The sequence below is a fragment of the Clostridium sp. TW13 genome, assembly GCF_024345225.1.
Taxonomy (GTDB): domain Bacteria; phylum Bacillota; class Clostridia; order Clostridiales; family Clostridiaceae; genus Inconstantimicrobium; species Inconstantimicrobium mannanitabidum.
Genome location: NZ_BROD01000001.1, coordinates 3,467,872 through 3,486,982 on the forward strand (window position 1 = coordinate 3,467,872; position 19,111 = coordinate 3,486,982).

Below are 19,111 nucleotides of genomic sequence, written 5' to 3' on the forward strand. Positions count from 1 at the left end.
ATTATTCTCCTTTACTATATTTATTTGCTACCTTCTGCATTTCCTACTGCTGCTTCTAAAGCTTCTCTTTGTTTTGGATCCAACATACCAGCTAACTTCATTTGTATAGCTTTTGAGTTTTTACCTTCTTGTATAGCTAATACACCTTCAACAATGATGTACATTGTCTTTATTTCTTCAGCAGATTTTCTCTTTAATCTAGATGCAGCAGGATGGCAAAAAACGTATCCTACGAATATACCAAAAAGTGTTGCAACGAAGGCTCCTGCTATAGACTCTCCTAGCTTGTCAGTATCTTTCAAATCTCCAAGGGCACCAATTAATCCAACAACAGCTCCTAGAACCCCTAATGTAGGTGCAGAACTACCTGCAGTTGTAAAAACTGAAGCTCCTACTCTATGTCTTTCTTCCATACTTTCAATTTCAGTATCTAATACTTCCCTTATGTATTCTGGATCCATACCATCCACTACCATCTCAAAGCCTTTTTTCATAAACTTATTTTCCATCTGTTGGATGTCGCCTTCTAATGCTAATATACCATTCTTTCTAGTTGCTTGAGACATTTCAACTATCTTGTTAATAATAGCAATTGGATCAATATCTGTTCTTTCTTTGAATAACACTCCAAAAATCTTAGGAATATTAAGAAATTCCTTCTTTGGAAATGAGTTTGCAGTTGCTGCAATTGTACCACCGAAGATTATAAGCAGTGCTTCTCCACTGAATAATAGTGCAATGTTAGCACCTTTAAGAACCATTCCTAAAAGTACTGCAGCAAACCCTGCAATTATACCTGCAATTAAGAAAATATCCATATTTTTTCCCCCATTATACATTGTTTTATACAAAATATTATATCATAATATTTTATTAGTGAAAACTTTCTTTTTATTAGTATTTTATTACACAATTCTTGTTTATTTAGCAAAATGGTAAAATGTATACTTATTTGCTTTATCTTTATAACATTATTTAATTATTCTATACGAAGTTTGTCTTTTTCTTGAAAGAATTGTCGTAACACTATTTATATCGTTAATAAAATTCAATACTAAAATAAAATTTATTGATTAAGCATTATTTTTAATACTTCCACATCGGTTTCCTTCATTCCTACCCGGCCAAGTCTTCCTACTGCAGATATAGTATCTTCGACATTTTTCTTAACGATACCAGAATCTACTTCAAAACATACATCTTTCATTGCAAGGCAATGAGCCATATTAGCTGCATCAAGGCAAGATGCTATTTTAGCTGCACAAGAAGATTTGGCTCCATCACATACTATTCCCGAAATATTTGCTATAGTATTTGTTATAGTTTTTTCTACTTGTTCCAAGGTTCCCCCTTCTATATATGTAATCCCAGCACCACTTCCACAAGCTGCACTGACTGCTCCACAATAAGCTGATAATCTTCCGATGCCTGTCTTTTGATGGATAGTAACCAAATTTGCCAGAACAAGAGCTCTATACATTTTTTCTGCTTCAATATTTTTCTCTTTTGCATATATTGCAACTGGTATTGATGTAGTCATTCCTTGATTCCCACTTCCTGAGTTTGTTACAACAGGCATACTACAACCACTCATCCTTGCATCAGAGCCGGCCGCTGCATATGCTCTCATCTTGGTAAATACATCATTACCATAGCATTCCATAAGCATTCTACCTATATTTACCCCATAATTCTTTGTAAGTCCTTCTTCTGCAATTTTTAGATTACATTTAATTTGCTTTTCTAAGAGTTCTTTTACATCTTCAATCTTTAATTTATTTACAAATTCATATATATCTTTGACGTTCAAAACACTTCTATCTGATAAAGGAGCATTAAAATTTTCCTTCCCATAATCCTTCTCAAATATAATCTTATCATTCTTCTGAATTCTACATATATTAGTGTGAGTATGTATTATTTCAACTTCTGAATACTCATCCTTGAATGTAGCTTGTACAATAATATGTAAGTTAGCATCTTCAGGTAGCATTTCTATTTCACACAATTCTGTGTCCATTAACCTTTTAACTGTTTTCACATCATTTTCTGAAATTTTTGACAGAACTTCAAGACATGCAGAAGCATCTCCCCCAACCATTCCGGTAACTGCACTAGCCTTAATCCCCCTTAAATTTCCTGTATTAGGCACTACAACTGACTTGGCATTTTTTATTATATTTCCGCTACATTTAACTATTACCTTTTCAGGAAAGCACCCTAAAACTTCACGTGCTTTTGCTGTTGCATATGCAATCGCTATAGGTTCAGTACACCCCAGTGCTGGTACCAATTCCTCCTTAAGAATTTTTAGATATGCATTATATTTTTTTTCATCAATACTCATTAACATTGCCCCCCAATAATCAAAATATACCTCATTAAATTTACAATACTGCTCTTATAAACGCTAATAATTTAGCATCCTTATAAACACTGTTTTATTAAAATATAAGCTATCCAGAAAACTTTATCAATATTAATAGTAAAATAACTTAATTATTAAAAAAGTATCACTCTATTTTTTAAATAATTTAAGTTTTATCAAAAATGAATAAGACCAACAAACTATATTGCTGGCCTACATACATTATTATTTTATTCTGTTGTTGATTTCCTTAATTATTTCATCCTGAATGCTTAACACTTCACTTATTCTTCTACTTCCAAGTATTTTTTTCTCTTCTATAAAATCAATATCAGTAAATATGCCTTGCAGGTATTCATTAACTTGAGGAGAAGCTGCCATAGAAGCCTTTACTATACTCTGTATGTCAAATCTGTTTAATATATCCTTAAGTACTTCTTTTTTGACAGTAACTATGCCCTCAAAATCAAAAATGCTGTTTGATAGTTTTGCATATAACTCTACGTTGTTTTCCTTCACCATATCGAGTAATTTATTTCTTTCATCATAATCAACATTTTTTAGCGTATCTATAAGTAATTTTTCTGTATCAACTGATTTTCTATAAATTTCTTCAAAGTAGGAAGTAATCTGTTCTAAAAGTTCACTATCAATTTGTCCGCTTTTAATTATTGATTCATAATATTGCATTTTGAATTTATCTGGCAAAAATCTTATAATCTCATCGTTATTAATATCCATAAAGCGTGCCCCCTTGCGTTCTAATTCATTCATTTTAGATAACCAAAGATTAGAATCAATGTTCTTAAAAGATACACTTTCTTTTTGTAAGTCTACACATAGGTTGGCTGCTTCATTCAAACTATTTATTACACTCTTGAAATTATCAATTTGCTTATTTAAAACATCACTAAACTCAATTTGTTCCACTTGCAGCAAGCGAATATCTTCAATACTTATACCTAACTTTCTAAGCAGTTTAATCTTTTTTAATTTTTCTAAATCTACTTCAGAATACTCCCTATAGCCATTTTCAGTGTTTCTATTAGGTAATAATAATCCCTCTTTTTCATAAAATCTTATGTTTTTACTTGTGATTCCTATGTGCTCCTCAACTTCTTTGATCCTCACTGACGCTCACCCCCTAATAATATTAAACACCTTCCACAAGGTAGAAGGTCAAGCATTTAATATACTGTCTTTATAAGACTCTAAGAAAGGAAATTCTCTCTTCTCTGCCATATTAATTATTTCATCCACTGGATAACTAACACGCCTATTCATCAATCTAACTTCATCTCCTGTGAAATCTAAAATTCCATAAGAGATTCTGTTATCACCATCAAGTTGATTTCCGATACTCCCCACATTAAAAATTTTCTTTCCATCTACTTCACCAATAAACGATGTATGAGAATGTCCACTTAAGATTATATCTTCCTTAACTCCTTCAATTGCCTTTCTAATTTCAGTTTCTGGAACAGTACTATCCACAGCTTCAACAATGGATTTTGGTGTACCATGAACACAAAGGATTTTATATGTATTTACTGAAAATGAATATTCATAAGGTAGTGCATTAATAAAGGCTATTTTATCTTCATCTAAATTTTCTTTAGCAAACTTATAATATTCATATATCTGTTTTTCTCTATCATTATTTGCTTCATATGTTTCTGAAAATTCTTCAAACCATATATCTGTATTCCCTTTTATCCAACTTAGTATATCTAATTCACTATTCTTCAATGTATCTATAACCTCAGATGGCATTGGCCCTTTCATCACCACATCACCTAAAATTACAACCTTCGTTATTCCTTGTTCTCTCAAATCCTCTATTGCATAGTCTAACGCAATAGCATTACCATGAATATCTGATAAAACACCTATCTTCATTTTCAATCCCCCCCTATATTTAAGTATTAATATTAATCTCTATAATTAAGTATAATTTATATTATATTCTAATTTTTTACTACTAATCAATATAAACTACTTATTCACTAAGCAAATACAGTAAAAGTGAAGAAATAAAAAAAGACCTTGTATAAAACAAAGCCTTCATCTAAATATCAATATAAAGATTATTGAAATTTCAATTCTACACTATATCTATCAAAACCTACTATGGTATTCTCAAACACCATCTTTGCATTATCTATATAATCAGTAGGTTCATCCATAGCAGTACTAAAATGTGTAAGCAGCAAGTTGCTTACCTTCCCTTTTGATGCTAAGGTTGCAGCTTCTTTAAAGGTCATATGCTTGTTCTTTATAGCTTTAGGAAGATCTTCATCCTCTCCATAAGTACCTTCACATATAAAATAATCACTATCCTTAATAAATTCTGGAATAGAATCAAGAGGTCTTGTATCTGTGGTTATGCTAACTTTTATACCTCTTCTTTCTTCTCCTAAAACCATATCTCTAGTATATTTTATCCCATCATGGACTATATTTTCTTGACCTTTTTGCAGCTTACTCCATAAAGCCTTAGGCACATTATTAGTTATAGCTTTTTTAGGGTCAAATTCAGGTGCTCTCTTAAAATAAAAACTATAACCTATACATGGAGATGAATGTTCTAGCTCTAAAGTTGATATTTCTACCCCTAAATCTATAAACTCATTTTTTATTTCAAATGTTTCCTTTGGATTTTCTATTATATTAATTTCATATGGAAGCCAACTTGCAATCACTCTCAACTTATTTACAGTGTCCTCTATACCTTCTGGCCCTATTATTGTAAGAGGTTCTATCCTTCCGCTATTTCCTATAGTAGCTAGAAGTCCAGGTAGACCAACTATATGATCTCCATGAATATGAGTAATGCATATAACATCAATATTTTTAAAGCCTGTATTTGATATTTTCATTGATACTTGAGTTCCTTCTCCACAATCTATAAGTATTTTTCTCCCCTTATAACTCAGTAATGTAGAAGATAAAAATCTATTTGGCATTGGCATTCCTCCACCACAGCCTAACAATAATAAATCAACCATGATTACCACCACTCTTTCATAATTTTAAGTATCTTTTGCTATCTATAAAGTTCTTTCTTATCTATATTAAAAAAATAAATTCACTCTTACTAAACAATTTAAATATATCACATTTTACTAATAGTTTACCTTATCTTTACCTTAGTTAATACTAATATTCAGATTAATTAGATATATATAAATAGTATTTTTATATACTTGCATATAGAACTATTCCACTTAAATGTTGGTAGAAAAAAGTCGAATTATTGTAACTTGTCCACCAACATTATTATGGAATAGCTCTATACAAAGAATCTTAAGACTTGTTATTTACTTTCAGATGCCTTACAATACATTTACATAATACTGAAAACAATAAAGCATATTGAAAAAATAAATAACTAGAATTCATGAAAACAGCAAAAGGGGGATCTTCAATGAACTATTTCTATGTTGCACTACTTCTAGAATGTGTTTTTATTACTTATTGTATCTATAAAATAGTAGTGGTTTTTAAAACCTTTCTGAAAGAGAAAAAAAAGGGTTATCTAATATTAGCACTAATATTAATTCCATTAGCCACTTATCTTTTTTGCGCTCTTACTTTACCTAAAATTAAAGATTTACATAATGCTTTTGCTAACAATCTTTCTTGCCATGAGGGCACAGTTGAAAAGAAATATATCTCAGGCCACTCCTTTGTTTTAGACGGTGCAGAATATCAATACAATCCTTGGGCATTCAAACCTAAAGAAAAAAGTAGGTACAAGCTTTATTATTTACCTAACAGTAAGTTTGTGATTAGGTATGAAGAAGGGTAAAATTCACTAACATTTAAATAAAGATGCACTAGTTGCTCGTCTTAATTCAACCCAATAAAAAATAGGCGGATTCACCGCCTATTTGCATTTTTACTCAATACTTAGTCCTTATTTAAATTGACTTTCATGCTTCTTAAAGAAGTCTACCTTTGGTTCTAAAAACTTAAGCTTATGAACTTCCTTGTTACCAATGAAAGAGTATATTGGTTCAAAGATATACTCCCAATTCCAAATATCTTCATTGGCTCCTAGGTATTCTCTTACCATCTCTGCTCCTTCTGGTGCTATTGGATGGATTAATGCTGTTACTGTACGTACTGCATGGAAAGAATCTATTAAAATCTTCTTTCGCAATTCATTATTGTTTTCAGCTTCAGCCTGCTTTATATTATTAACCCAGTACTTATTCATGTTTCTAATATAACTATCCAATACATAAGTTATACTGTGGAATTCATGCTTATACATATGCTTTTCATAAGTAAGGATTGCCTCATGTGCCTCCTTAAGTATTTCTTCGCTCACTTCACCTTGAGGAATTACTCCATCAAAATACTTTTGTGATGTATAGAAGCAAGAACGAACAAGTCTATTAAATACATTAGTAAGAAGATTTCCTTCTTTTAAAACTGTATCTACACCTTCACGCTTATCTTCTTCCATAAAGGCTTGTGGTTGGAAGCTTGCACTCTTTGTTGATAATCCTAGACTTAAAAAATGGATACGTAGTTGTTCTGCTGTGTAGTAATCAAGAAGTTCCCTTGCCATTGGAGGTTTAATTTCTGAACTACTACTTGCCTTTTTGCCCATAAATAAAATATGGTTATTAGCAATGATGTTTGGTAACTGAATCTTTGACATATCAGGCTTTTCATCTATGCTGTTTAATAATGCTGTAAATAAGCCCATTTCTGCAATTCCGTAGAAGTATATATTATCTTCTCCTATAAATTGATAAACCTCAGCTTCATCATTGTTCCACCACTTCTTCCATTCTTCATCACCAAAACCTTGCTTTTCTAAGTAGGCTTTTGTAAATGATATTGGTGCCCAAAGTGATTCTGGCCATACCCAAAATGTTAAATCATTTAAATCTTCCTTATCAGGAACCTTAACTCCCCAGTCAACATTCCCCGATAATCTAAATGGTACTAGAGTTTTTCCTGTTCTAAAGTTAATTCCTTTATTTCCCAGCATAACCCTAGCCTCATCTCTATGCTCTAAATCCTTAAACACAAAGGTTACAGAAGGTTTTTTCTCTTCATTTATAGTACTATGTTCTGGTAACTCTGCTTCTAAGGCATCTAAATCCTCTATGTTTTTCTTTTGAACATAGATTACAGGTTCTTTTAAAAACTCTTCAACAGTATTTAATAAATACTTACTTGCTTTTTTGGTTTGTCTTAAATAATCTACTCTTTCCTTTAGTAAATCGTTGCATTTATCCAATTTAAAATACCAGTTGGTAACATCTTTTACTACAGGTTTTTTCCCTGACAAAGCACTTATAGGATCTATAAGTTCACTTGGCATATATTGATGTCCAAGAGAACATTCATCTGCATAGGCTTTTTCTGATGAACAACCTTGTATTGGACACTTTCCAATAACCTGTCTTCCATTAAGAAAAACATTAAACTCTTCATCATAAAATTGAGGATTAGACATCTTGGTTAGATATCCATTATCATATAACTTTTCAAATACTTCTTTTGAAACCTCACTATGAATTTCTCCAGCTCTATCTAAAGCTGACCCAGCAAAAAGATTCAAACTAATTTCATATTTATCTAAGGCATCCTTTTGCTTTAAATGATTTTCTTTAACATAGTCTTCTATAGTACCTGAGTATGAATTATCCTCAGTTATCTTTCTGTAACTTTCTAATATTGGTGAACCATAGCAATCTGTTCCTGATACAAATATAACATTCTCTTTTCCAATTCTATCTCTTAAAAATCTTGCTAATGTATCAGCGTGGACAAAAACTCCACCTATATGTCCAAAATGTAACTCTTTATTTCCATATGGCATCCCTGCTGTTATTACAGCTCTCTTGGGGAAGGTTGGTCTTTCATTCTTTCTGGTATTTCGCTCAATGTTTTTTTCCATATACAACTCTCCTAACAATATATTGGGCATCTTCAAAAAATAAATAAGTCCATATGCAATAGATATTTAAACTTGCTATTTATTTTCACATGCCTTAGTTAACTTATCATCCCTACAAAAATATTAGGTTTTATAGGTTTAATAATAAAAAAATGTATAAAAAAACACCTCCTACAATTTAACTTGCAGGGGCGAAATATTCTCCGCGGTACCACCCTAATTTATTAACATGTCACCATATTAACCTTATCGAGTACAAATTATACCCTAGTTCTGTAACGTGAACTCACGTCATAGCATCACCTACTAAATAAGGCACCTGAAAGCACATAGGCTTATATCCTAGTCTATTGGGACTTGTTATTTATTTTCAGATACCTAAATAAGATCCGTATGAAGCTCAGAGGCTTGTTTCATCAAGTTTCCAACTATCTCATTCCAGCAAACTGAGACTCTCTGTAAGTTTTTAAAATGACTACTCTTCTCTTCCTAGCCGTTAAAATTATTGACAGTATAATCTAAATCAAACTATACTGTCAAGTTTTTGTAATTGCTAATATATAATTAATTTTAAAAATAAATTGCTAGTTTCGTAATTAGAAGTTCTATATATTATCTATTTTTCTTCAAATGAGATTTTTTATACTTTCATTTCTATTTTTTCTGCTGTTTTCTGTTTTCTACTAATTAACTTATTAATTTTTTCAGAGCTTATTATCATAATGAAAACATAAGCCAACAAAAAACAAGGAAAAACACCTATACTTATTTTAGAAACCAAAATTCCAAACAATGGAGGCATAAAAGTACTTCCCATATAAGCAAACGCCATCTGTAAACCAATTATAGCTTGTGAGGCATTCTTTCCAAATCTCTTTGGAGTGTCATGTATCATAGAAGGATAGATAGGCGCACAACCAAGACCAAATAAAATTAATCCTAGCATTGAAAAACTCGTTGGTAGTGGCATTAAAAGAACTACTGCTCCAATAATGCAAAGTACTTGTCCACCTCTAATTAAAGTACTATTACTAAACTTCATAGTAAAAAATCCAGACAAAAATCTACCTGCAGTTATTCCTATATAAAATAAAGATATCCACCTTGCTGCATCTCCAACAGATACACCCTTATAATTAACCAAATAGCTACTTCCCCATAATCCTGCAGTTGATTCTGCTGCACAATAACATGCAAAGGAAAGTAAGGCTAATTTTACACCTGGGATCTTCATAGAGCTTTTCCCATCAGCCTCTTCTTGTTCTTCCTTAATCTCATTTTCATCCTGAACTTTTTCAACTGTCTTCCATAATGATAAAGTTAAAAATAGTATAATTACAAGACCAAATTGTATCATCGATATTGTAAAATAACCCTTTTTCCAACCATTGCTTTTTCCCATGAACATTGACATAATAATTGGTCCTACAGTAGCTCCAACACCCCAAAAACAGTGAAGCCAACTCATATGCTTTGCCTTATAATGCAATGCCACAAAATTATTTAAGGCTGCATCTACAGAACCACCTCCAAGACCTAAAGGTATTGCCATAACACATAACCAAATAAATGATGGTGAGATTGAAAATCCTAGTAAAGCTACTGCTGTCATAGCTACACTTATAAATGTAAGTTTCCCTGTTCCAAATCGTTTAATTAATTTACCACTAAATAAACTAGAAATAATAGTTCCACCTGAAATAAGCATAGATAGAACCCCTTGTGTGGACAATGATACTGCCAAATCCTTATACATAGCAGGCCATGCAGATCCCAATAATGAATCTGGTAAGCCTAAACTAATAAATGATAAATAAATTATAACTAACAAAAATGTAAACATAATATTCGTACCTCTTCTTCTATTTCTGCTTTATATCATATGTTGATTATTACAAAACAAGATATTACTTAATGTTATTTATAGTCTTCAACATCAAATTCTCTATCCTTAAAATAATACTTTCTATCATCCTCTGTTATTTGTCTTATAACCTTGCATGGATTTCCTACTGCAATAACGTTATCTGGAATATCCTTTGTAACAACACTGCCAGACCCTATGACAACATTATTTCCAATCTTAACACCTGGATTAACAACTACACTTCCTCCAAGCCACACATTATCTCCAATAGTAACTCCAATTCCATATTCATACCCTGAATTTCTTGACTCAGGATGAATTGGATGTCCAGCTGTATAAATTGATACATTAGGAGCAAATTGAGCATTTTCTCCTATAATCACCTTACCTACATCTAATATTGTGCAATTATAATTAGCAAAAAAGTTATTCCCGACTTCAATATTTTTACCATAATCACAATGGAAAGGCTGCTCTATAACAACGGTTTCACCAGTCTTTCCAAGTATCTCTTTAATTAGTTTATCTATTTTCTCTTTTTCATCTGGACGGAGTAAATTAAATTCATGTATCCTTAACTTATTTTCCATTCTTTCCTCTGCAAGTCCATCTAACCAAGCTTTATATGGCAATCCTGCTAACATTCTCTCTTTTTGATTCATTCTCAAATTCTCCTTTTATATCTTAACTTTAATTTTAACCCTTATTCCTTTCTGATATTATAACATTAAATGCATTCAAACTCTTGTATTATAATCTCTAAAACTGATACTATAGTATTATATCAATACCTAATTATAGGAGGTATCTACCATGCATCCATTTTTATTTTCATCACAAAAACAAGAAATATCAAAAGAAAATCACCTTGAACCTTATGCTTTTTTTCACTGTGTTATTCCTATAAATACACCAAATGTACTGCTTCATTGGCATGTAGAAGCCGAATTGACCTACGTACACACTGGTAGTGCAATTTATCAAGTTGGCGAAGAAACTTTTTATTCTCACGAAGGTGATTTAATTTTTGTACCTCCAAACACTTTGCATTCAATTTATCCTGTCCCTGGAACTACACATATTTCTGACACTTTAGTTTTTCACCTAGATTTGCTTGGTTACTCAATTATGGATCAATGCACAATTACATACCTTCGTCCTCTTTTTAATGGAGCACTAAATTTGCTGTCCCATATGAATAAGGAACATCCTGCTTACAAAGAACTTCTTCCATGTGTTAAGGATATTCTTAATTGTGTAACTACAAAAGATTTTTACTTTGAGTTATTACTAAAAGAAAAACTACATCATCTTTTTTATCTGCTATTTAAATATAATTGCATTACTGAAACAAATGTTACTAAATCAACTTCTCTTCATATGGATAAAATAAAAAAGGCCCTGCAATATATCCAAGATAATTACAAAGAGCCCATTACTATAATTCAATTAGCGAATTTATGCCATTTTAGTAAAACTCATTTTATGAGTTTCTTTAAGCAGAGGGTTGGTATATCCTGTGCAGAATACATCATCCAACTGAGATTGCGAATTGCTGCTGACCTCTTAAGGACTACTGATTTACTTGTATCAGAAATTGCTTTAGAAAGTGGATTCCAAAACCTTTCAAATTTCAATCGTCAATTTAAATGTTATTATGGTGTTTCACCCAAAACATATAGAAATAATTTATTAACACAATAGAAATTTATTTTGGCTGCATCAACCTTGCAATTTTTGTCTTTGTTTCAGTTGAAAATTTCCTTCATGTACATCCGTGATTCATATGGTAGATTTCCATATGAATTACTATTTAAATAAATTATTATATATTTTTATTCTGGATTCATCATTGTACCTATGAAAATAGGTAGATTAGTTTCGTTGTCAATTATTGCATACACAAAGGGACAATTAAGTTTAATAAAATGCTTAGATGGAGCAGCCCCACTCTTCATTTCAACTTTCGTAGCTGCTGCTGCCTTTGTTCCTTCAGTATCTACTGAAATGAAAGTTTTGTGCAATACATCTTCTATATAAATATTCCCTTGCTTACTTGAACCCATTGGGGCAAAATTTGCTTTTTCAATACTAAAGCAATCATTAAGTCCCATTTTTTGTAGTGTTGTAATTAACCTAACACTATATTCTGCCTTAAACTTAGGTAATTCTGCAACTACCATTTCATCTGCTTTATTTTTTAGAAGTTTATTAAAACTCTCTCCTGAAAGTGAATTCACATAACTTTCAATGCTTATATTCTCTTTAGGAAGAAGTGCCATAAAGCTATACTTTCCATCTTTATAATGCTTAATAAAACCCTCTCCCATATTATCACTCAAATAGCCAATCTCTGCTGAATGCATGAAACTAGCAGACTTTCTCTTCCCATCTGCCAGTTGAAAGCTTCCTTCATGCACATCTTTTGTTTCATAAATATTTTCCCACTTTTCCTCAAAATATATGGTATTAATAAGATACATTACTGTCTTTGGATCTACTGTCTCTACGATTTTATCTATCTTTTTCCCTGTATTGAACTTTACCCAATTATTTATATCATTCACTATTTCGCTACTTTTAAAGTTTGACTTATAAAGTGATGCATTATAATAATCTGCATTGGTCTGTAGGAAATCCTTTTTAATATCAATAGTTTTATCATCGTTATACCATATTGAATTTGAAATGCTAACCTTTCCTGCGTTGACCTTAGTAAGATTTTCAGCAAGAGTTTTATAGTATGAATTCAAATCTTTAGTATTAAGGCCATACTTACCAAGCAATTTTTGAAACTCTTTTAAGGTATTACCATCTGCCCCATTGGCTGTCATGCCAAGTGCTAGATAAACTGAGGTTGGAGATACAAGCGAATTTTCATTTTTATCGTAAGATTGCTTAAATAAATCTACAGAAAAATCTGTTGTAGATTTCAAAAACTCATCCTTTAGCTTAACTGTATCTACCTTATTGTGATTTACCCCTTTCATTAAGTCTTGAGCTGATACATTTAATGTATTCTCCTTTGAAAATATCCACACAAAAAATATAATTGCTACTACTGCTACTACAGCTGGAATTATCCAAAATTTTGCTATCCTAAAATTAATCTTAACCATCTCAAAAATCCCCTTTATACTATTAGACTCTATAACTATCACATATCAAACTAGTTATTATCTAAAAATTCCATTACAATCTGATTAAACACCTCATGTTTATCCAAGTTAGGCACGTGTCCCGTACCTTTTATATCTACCCTTTGTAAATCAACTATACCATCTTCCAAGAACTTAGCAATCTTCATTATGGGTTCTGAATCTTCTGATCCTATTATTAGTAAGGTTTTCTTGTCTATTTCATGAAGTCTTTCTGCTGCAGGTGGGTTTGCTACTACCTCTATATCTTTTAATGCCCACTCTAAAGAAGTATCTAAAAACATGTTTTTTAAACGAGCCTGAGACTCAGCATCATTCTGTCTCCAAATAGGAGTATTTATCATAAATTCAACTGATTTCTCAAAGTTTTCATCTCTACTTGCTATTGAGACTGTTGCCAAAGACACCTCTGTACTTACTTCTCCAGCTAACTTTTGATATCCATTTAATGAAGGTCCACTTAATATCAAGGATTTAACCAACTCAGGATATTCAAGTGTAAAATCAATAGCAATACTTCCACCCATAGATACTCCAATCAAATTTACCCTTTGAACTTCAAGAAAATTTAGTAACCCTTTTAAATCTTCTATATGAGAAAATGACTTACTTGGTGTTTCTGATTTTCCAAAGCCCCTTACATCATATCGTATAACCTTATAGCTCTTTGAAAAGAAATCAAACTGCTTATCCCATAACCTTAAATCTGTAAAACCACTGTGTATTAAAACTATAGCTTCACCTTCTCCAGCCATTTCATAATTTAAACTTGTTCCATTCACTTTTGCAAAACCACTTTTATACATAATCTCTCCTCTTTTTTAATGTATTCTTATTACAATATCTATAACTACTCATTAATATATACGATTATTTTCATCCAAAAGTTTACAGTACTATATACATTATATTTAAGCTTTCTCAAATAACATACATATAAACCAAATAAACCTCTACTCTTTAAAAATAATTTCATTAAACTAAAGAAACACCGTATCCATTCTGCAATTACATGGATACGGTGTTTCTTTTAGGCATCTTCAAAAAATAAATCTTTCCTAATATATAGTTGTCATTCTCTACTAATTGTTACCCATGAAAATAACCAGTTCTTGCTGAAACTACAACATAAGGTACTTCCTTATTATTTTTCTTAACATATGCTTGATATAAATCTTTATTTAAATGCTCCAATCTAACTACTTTTTCTCCATAAATATCATTCAAATCTTTTTCAAATAACTGTTGCCAATCATTAAGGATAGGTGCATTTGAAGTCATATAAGCTGCAAACTTTGCTAAGTCCTGAGAATTTCCGCCTTTTGCTACATACTGCTTATATAAACTTACAATATCAGCTTTATTTAAAAAACTCTTACTCCATTTTATTTTACTTGCTTCTGCTTTATCTCCTTGACCATTAATAATGTATTCCTTAACTTTTTCACTAATATTCTGCTCTGTATAAGTTCTATTCTTTATACTATCCTTTGAGGATTTAATTTTTTCATTTGAAGCCCCATTTGTTGAATTTTGCTTAGAAGCATCACTTGAATCCTGTGTTGATGCTTTTGGCTCTGGGATATCATTACTTTGAGCAGCAACCTCTGTTGACTTGCTATCTGGTAACTTATTGTCATTATTAGAATTATTTAATGAACATCCACTTAAAAACATTGTACACAATAATATGCCTAGCACTATCTTTTTCATAATAATTTAATCGTTATATAGAAGCTGATATTTATATCTTTATAACGATTTGCACCTTCCTTCTTACTATATTAAATATATTAAACATTCTAGCCATTTCTCCAAGTATTTAAAATACTAATTTCTTTTAAATTAAGCTTAGCACACTAATTATTCAATATAATAACAATTTTATTAAAAAATAAATACATCTATACTAGCCATTCTAACCTTACTAAAAAACATGTATACTAAACTCTTCATTTTTACTTGAAAAATATGTTTCGTAAACATTATGAATTTTGTATAAAACAATGAATACATTTTTCTCGACAATTTCCTATATATACAACTAAAATTAATGATAGATTATGTTTATAACTTGTAAAAAATATTAAAAATCACAAAACCCATACTTACTTTTCTAAAAAAGTGCCGTATTAACTATTGAAAGACAAAATTAGGGGGTTACTATGGATGATCTAAATTTAGTTCAAAATATTTTGAAGGGAGATGACAGTGCCTTTGAACTGTTGCTAAAGAAATATCAACTAGAGATAAGTAAATATGTCTATTCTAATATAAGAGACAATGAAACTACAAAAGATATAGTACAGGATATTTTCATTTGTGTTTACAATAAACTTTACACCTTTGATCAAAAGTATAAATTTAAAACATGGCTTTATACCATTGCTAGAAACAAATGCATCGATTATATTAGGAAAAGCAAAAAAGTTTCAATAGATTCAGACTCTTCTGTTGACTTGGTGGAATCTAAGGAAGCTTGTCCTTCAACTATTGCTGAGTTTAATGAAACAAAATCTTCTATTTCAGCTTTTATAAAGACATTAGATGAAAAAAATAAGCAGTTATTATACTTAAAATACTATCATAGTGATATGAATTTTAATGACATAGGGCGTATTTTAAAAATTAGCGAAGCAGCTACGAAAAGTAGATATTATTCCTTATATAAAAGATATATAAATTTTCTAAACAAATCTAATAAAATAAGAGGTGAAAGATTTGAAATGCAATAAATGTATAGATTTAATTCCTGCTATATTAGAAAACGACACAAATTCAAATGAAACTAAAGATTTTTTTCAACATATAGAACAATGTACAAATTGTCATAACGAATATCTCTATCAAAAGCAGGCAAAAGAAGATTTAAGAGAAAGTTTAGAGCTAGAAGGGTTTCAGTTCTATGATTCTACAAATGAAATCTTAAGTAAAATTGATACAAATAAATATTTAGTTCCACATAGAATGGACTTAAGAAAAGCATGTATGTTTCTTGTAAAAACTATAGTCCCTTGCATGTTAGTAATGTTAATAGCTATATTTTTGCCACCTATGCTAAAAGACTACTATAATAGAATCACCCCTACTCCTGCTGCTAGTAGCAATAAAAATGCTGACAACATTAAAACTAAAGACACAAATGTAAAGATAATTAACTCTGATGCATTAGTTAAATGCCAATCCTTTACTGATTTAGTTTTTTTTAATAGACAAGCACTATTAACAGAAACCTCTAATGATTCTAAAATTATAGATATGGTAAATGATATGCTTCAAGAGAAAAATATAAGTTTATATAATAGAAATTTTACAAATAGACGTTTCTACGATACTTATAATACTCAAAGTGGATTAATGGTTGTATTATATTTAAAAAATGTAACAACAACTACCTTCAAGGTTAATTCTAAAGAAATAAATATTAAATATGACACTATAAAAATTCCACTTAACATTTATTCCAATACCCAACCACTGATTTTCTTTTCTATTAGAGGAGATATAAATTCAAACGATTCTAAAAATGTTGATAGCATAGCTAGTTTAACAATAAAGGATAAAGAAACCTTTAAGAAGTTATTTGATTATTATAATTATTCATATTTGGACCATAGTGGTGCATCATATTATTTACATTCTGGTGAGGAATGCTTTGCTAACGTAATAAGAAAAGTTGCATCTTCTAGTGGTGCTACAATGATTACTGATAGCTTAAAAAATAATGTTGTAGTATTTAATGATACTGCTAAAACTAGTGCATTAAAATATTTTGAAGTCTTATCAAAAGATTCGGGTATTGATCGATTAAATGAAAATCTAGTTGGAAACAACATGTCCTTGCATTGGATAACTTTGACCGATAAGCGACATGGCAAATATAACTTATATGCTGTTTGCTATGCTGAGCAAATAAAATACTGCTTTATTGAGCAGGATGGAAAGTATTTCTCTATAAATTGGAATACCCTAGAAAATTTGACCGGTAAAAACTACAATCAATGGCTTAAGGATAATAACTTCCCAGAAGATACAATCATTACTCAAAGAGATGCTAATAATCATGATTATATCTTAACAGAATATTACCGCGATAATTCTAAATAACTTTTTAACTATTATTAAAGAGGTAACATAAAATGCTTTAAATCATTTTATGTTACCTCTAATTTGATAATAACTGAAAATGCTATTTTAAAATTTAAGAGATTCCTTTGTAACTTATCTTCAACTTAGTATAGACTTCAATGAAATTATTTGTATTTCTTACTTCATCAAAGATAGGCTCGTCAAAATAATCAATGTAGTAAACTTTCTTAAGTGAAGCAATAGTTAAATTCTCATAAAAACTAATCAAATCTTTTTCAATGAGATTTATCATAGATAAGATAATATAAGCATCACCATAATTAGTACTTATATTTATAGACTTTTGTATATATTCTTTAGCTTCATCAAGTTTATTTAATTTTATTAATGCATAAGCATGATTCTTATAAGCAGAAAATCTTTCGTTGTCTAAATTAATAGCCTTGTTGGAACTCTCCAATGATTTTTCATAATCACCTAATTTAATATATATTGATGATAAAAGGTCATATGTCACACAATCATCTAAGTGTAAATCAATTGCTTTAAGTAGCTCACTTAGTGCCCTATCTAATTCCTTCTTTTTTAAATAAACCATTGCTCTAGTACTATAAGCAGATGGGTTTATAGGATTCAATTCTAAAATTGTAGAAGTATCCGAAAGAGCTTTATCGAATTCATCCATATCTATATATATATGTGCCCTGACCTTATATGCCTCGACATTATCTGCATCTAACTCTATAGCTTTAGAAAGTTCATTAATGCCATCCTTATATCTATTTAATTTATAAAGAACATAACCTTTTAGTAAATATCCTGTAGCATCATCAGGTTTAAGTTCCACTGATTTTGAAAAAACGTGTAAAGCTGATTTATAATTTCCCTCTTTGATATAATTATTACCTTCTTGGATGAACCAATTATATCTATTTTTTTTACTATTAGAATTTGATCTTATAAGATAAACCAATATGACAACAATGCATATAAACATACAAATTAATATTATTGGTTCCAATAAAATTAAAGTTAACATCTTTACCCCCTCCTCTTTGTTTATATTATATTTCCCTTGAAATATAAGTAAAATAAGTGTTTTCTTTTAGAATTTCTTTAAATATAGTATTAGACTTTTCGCTAATAAACCAAGTTTTGTCATTCTTCATTAATACACCCTTTGTATTATCATTGCCTACCCATAGCATGTACTCACTACTTGTTTTATCTTTATAATCAATCTTTACAAAATAATCATTAGCTCTAATATCAATCTTACCATCAGTCTTTTCGCAATTGTTAATTGCATCTACAAATTTTTTTATAGTCCCCTTATCAGAAAGAATCAATACCTTTGAATCTGAACGTCTAGTTATTTCTATTGTGTTAATTTGTGTACTTCTTTTTATTGCATCCCCAAAGCCTGCAAATAGAAGGCTACAAACTGCAAATATAATCATTACTAATAGAATTACGCTATACAATAATTTCTTTTTCATTGAAATCCCCCTTATTTACATAATATTTTCTTATAAATATATACGTTGTAAACCGAGCAAAATCCACAAAAAAAAGAAAATATCCTTGTAATATACTTACCAAGAATATTTTCTTAACTTCTACTTATTAAAACATATGAAGGTACATAGGTTTATATACTAGTCTATTTAGCCTGTTATATATTTTCAGATAATTAAAGTTTTTAC

General features: G+C 30.3%; 17 protein-coding genes and 1 other annotated feature. Of the genes, 4 read left to right on the forward strand and 13 right to left on the reverse strand.

The annotated features are described in order from the left end of the window. Positions 1 to 20 precede the first annotated feature (20 nt). The 5 genes from motA to OCU47_RS16020 form a co-directional block, all read right to left on the reverse strand. Complete coding sequence (gene motA / locus OCU47_RS16000) at positions 21 to 818, reverse strand: flagellar motor stator protein MotA (protein WP_261829610.1); 798 nt, start codon at positions 816 to 818, stop codon at positions 21 to 23. A gap of 248 nt (positions 819 to 1,066) precedes the next feature. Beyond that, complete coding sequence (locus tag OCU47_RS16005; RefSeq protein ID WP_482027287.1) at positions 1,067 to 2,353, reverse strand: L-cysteine desulfidase family protein; 1,287 nt, start codon at positions 2,351 to 2,353, stop codon at positions 1,067 to 1,069. Positions 2,354 to 2,593: 240 nt separating this feature from the next. After that, a complete protein-coding gene (locus OCU47_RS16010) occupies positions 2,594 to 3,499 on the reverse strand; it encodes a helix-turn-helix domain-containing protein (protein WP_261829612.1) in 906 nt (301 codons plus the stop codon). A gap of 48 nt (positions 3,500 to 3,547) precedes the next feature. Next, positions 3,548 to 4,267 carry a metallophosphoesterase family protein gene (locus OCU47_RS16015; protein ID WP_261829613.1) on the reverse strand — a complete coding sequence of 240 codons (720 nt, stop codon included), beginning with the start codon at positions 4,265 to 4,267 and terminating at the stop codon, positions 3,548 to 3,550. 188 nt (positions 4,268 to 4,455) lie between these two features. Next, on the reverse strand, positions 4,456 to 5,376 hold the full coding sequence (locus OCU47_RS16020) for a ribonuclease Z (protein WP_261829614.1): 921 nt from the start codon (positions 5,374 to 5,376) through the stop codon (positions 4,456 to 4,458). Between the two features lie 419 nt (positions 5,377 to 5,795). Here OCU47_RS16020 and OCU47_RS16025 point away from each other — a divergent pair, with 419 nt between their 5' ends. Continuing rightward, on the forward strand, positions 5,796 to 6,179 hold the full coding sequence (locus tag OCU47_RS16025) for a hypothetical protein (RefSeq protein ID WP_261829615.1): 384 nt from the start codon (positions 5,796 to 5,798) through the stop codon (positions 6,177 to 6,179). Between the two features lie 108 nt (positions 6,180 to 6,287). Here OCU47_RS16025 and OCU47_RS16030 read toward each other — a convergent pair whose 3' ends face one another. The 3 genes from OCU47_RS16030 to OCU47_RS16040 all read right to left on the reverse strand — a co-directional run bounded on the left by OCU47_RS16030 (position 6,288) and on the right by OCU47_RS16040 (position 10,820). Continuing rightward, complete coding sequence (locus OCU47_RS16030) at positions 6,288 to 8,291, reverse strand: methionine--tRNA ligase (RefSeq protein ID WP_261829616.1); 2,004 nt, start codon at positions 8,289 to 8,291, stop codon at positions 6,288 to 6,290. 184 nt (positions 8,292 to 8,475) lie between these two features. Beyond that, positions 8,476 to 8,791, reverse strand: a binding site (T-box leader). A gap of 140 nt (positions 8,792 to 8,931) precedes the next feature. After that, positions 8,932 to 10,134 carry an MFS transporter gene (locus OCU47_RS16035; RefSeq protein WP_261829617.1) on the reverse strand — a complete coding sequence of 401 codons (1,203 nt, stop codon included), beginning with the start codon at positions 10,132 to 10,134 and terminating at the stop codon, positions 8,932 to 8,934. Positions 10,135 to 10,208: 74 nt separating this feature from the next. Beyond that, positions 10,209 to 10,820, reverse strand: coding sequence for a sugar O-acetyltransferase (locus tag OCU47_RS16040; RefSeq protein ID WP_261829618.1), 612 nt, complete (start codon positions 10,818 to 10,820; stop codon positions 10,209 to 10,211). Positions 10,821 to 10,971: 151 nt separating this feature from the next. Here OCU47_RS16040 and OCU47_RS16045 point away from each other — a divergent pair, with 151 nt between their 5' ends. After that, on the forward strand, positions 10,972 to 11,862 hold the full coding sequence (locus OCU47_RS16045) for an AraC family transcriptional regulator (RefSeq protein ID WP_261829619.1): 891 nt from the start codon (positions 10,972 to 10,974) through the stop codon (positions 11,860 to 11,862). A 131-nt stretch (positions 11,863 to 11,993) separates the two neighbouring features. On the opposite strand, the gene OCU47_RS16050 is transcribed toward OCU47_RS16045, so the two are convergent. The 3 genes from OCU47_RS16050 to OCU47_RS16060 all read right to left on the reverse strand — a co-directional run bounded on the left by OCU47_RS16050 (position 11,994) and on the right by OCU47_RS16060 (position 15,029). Beyond that, positions 11,994 to 13,277: a serpin family protein gene (locus OCU47_RS16050; RefSeq protein WP_261829620.1), complete on the reverse strand. Its 1,284-nt coding sequence runs from the start codon at positions 13,275 to 13,277 to the stop codon at positions 11,994 to 11,996. Between the two features lie 50 nt (positions 13,278 to 13,327). Continuing rightward, a complete protein-coding gene (locus OCU47_RS16055) occupies positions 13,328 to 14,122 on the reverse strand; it encodes an alpha/beta fold hydrolase (protein WP_261829621.1) in 795 nt (264 codons plus the stop codon). Positions 14,123 to 14,405: 283 nt separating this feature from the next. Continuing rightward, complete coding sequence (locus OCU47_RS16060) at positions 14,406 to 15,029, reverse strand: hypothetical protein (RefSeq protein WP_261829622.1); 624 nt, start codon at positions 15,027 to 15,029, stop codon at positions 14,406 to 14,408. 452 nt (positions 15,030 to 15,481) lie between these two features. Between OCU47_RS16060 and OCU47_RS16065 the strand changes: the two genes are divergently transcribed. Both OCU47_RS16065 and OCU47_RS16070 read left to right on the forward strand, forming a co-directional pair. Then, complete coding sequence (locus OCU47_RS16065) at positions 15,482 to 16,051, forward strand: RNA polymerase sigma factor (protein ID WP_261829623.1); 570 nt, start codon at positions 15,482 to 15,484, stop codon at positions 16,049 to 16,051. After that, a complete protein-coding gene (locus OCU47_RS16070) occupies positions 16,038 to 17,423 on the forward strand; it encodes a hypothetical protein (protein WP_261829624.1) in 1,386 nt (461 codons plus the stop codon). Before OCU47_RS16065 ends, OCU47_RS16070 begins: the two co-directional genes overlap by 14 nt. A 94-nt stretch (positions 17,424 to 17,517) precedes the next feature. Here the strand turns inward: OCU47_RS16070 and OCU47_RS16075 are convergent, their stop codons facing one another. Continuing rightward, entirely contained in the window at positions 17,518 to 18,444 is a 927-nt protein-coding gene (locus OCU47_RS16075; protein WP_261829625.1) for a tetratricopeptide repeat protein, read from the reverse strand. Positions 18,445 to 18,469: 25 nt separating this feature from the next. Further along, a complete protein-coding gene (locus tag OCU47_RS16080; RefSeq protein WP_261829626.1) occupies positions 18,470 to 18,904 on the reverse strand; it encodes a YhfM domain-containing protein in 435 nt (144 codons plus the stop codon). Positions 18,905 to 19,111: the final 207 nt, after the last annotated feature.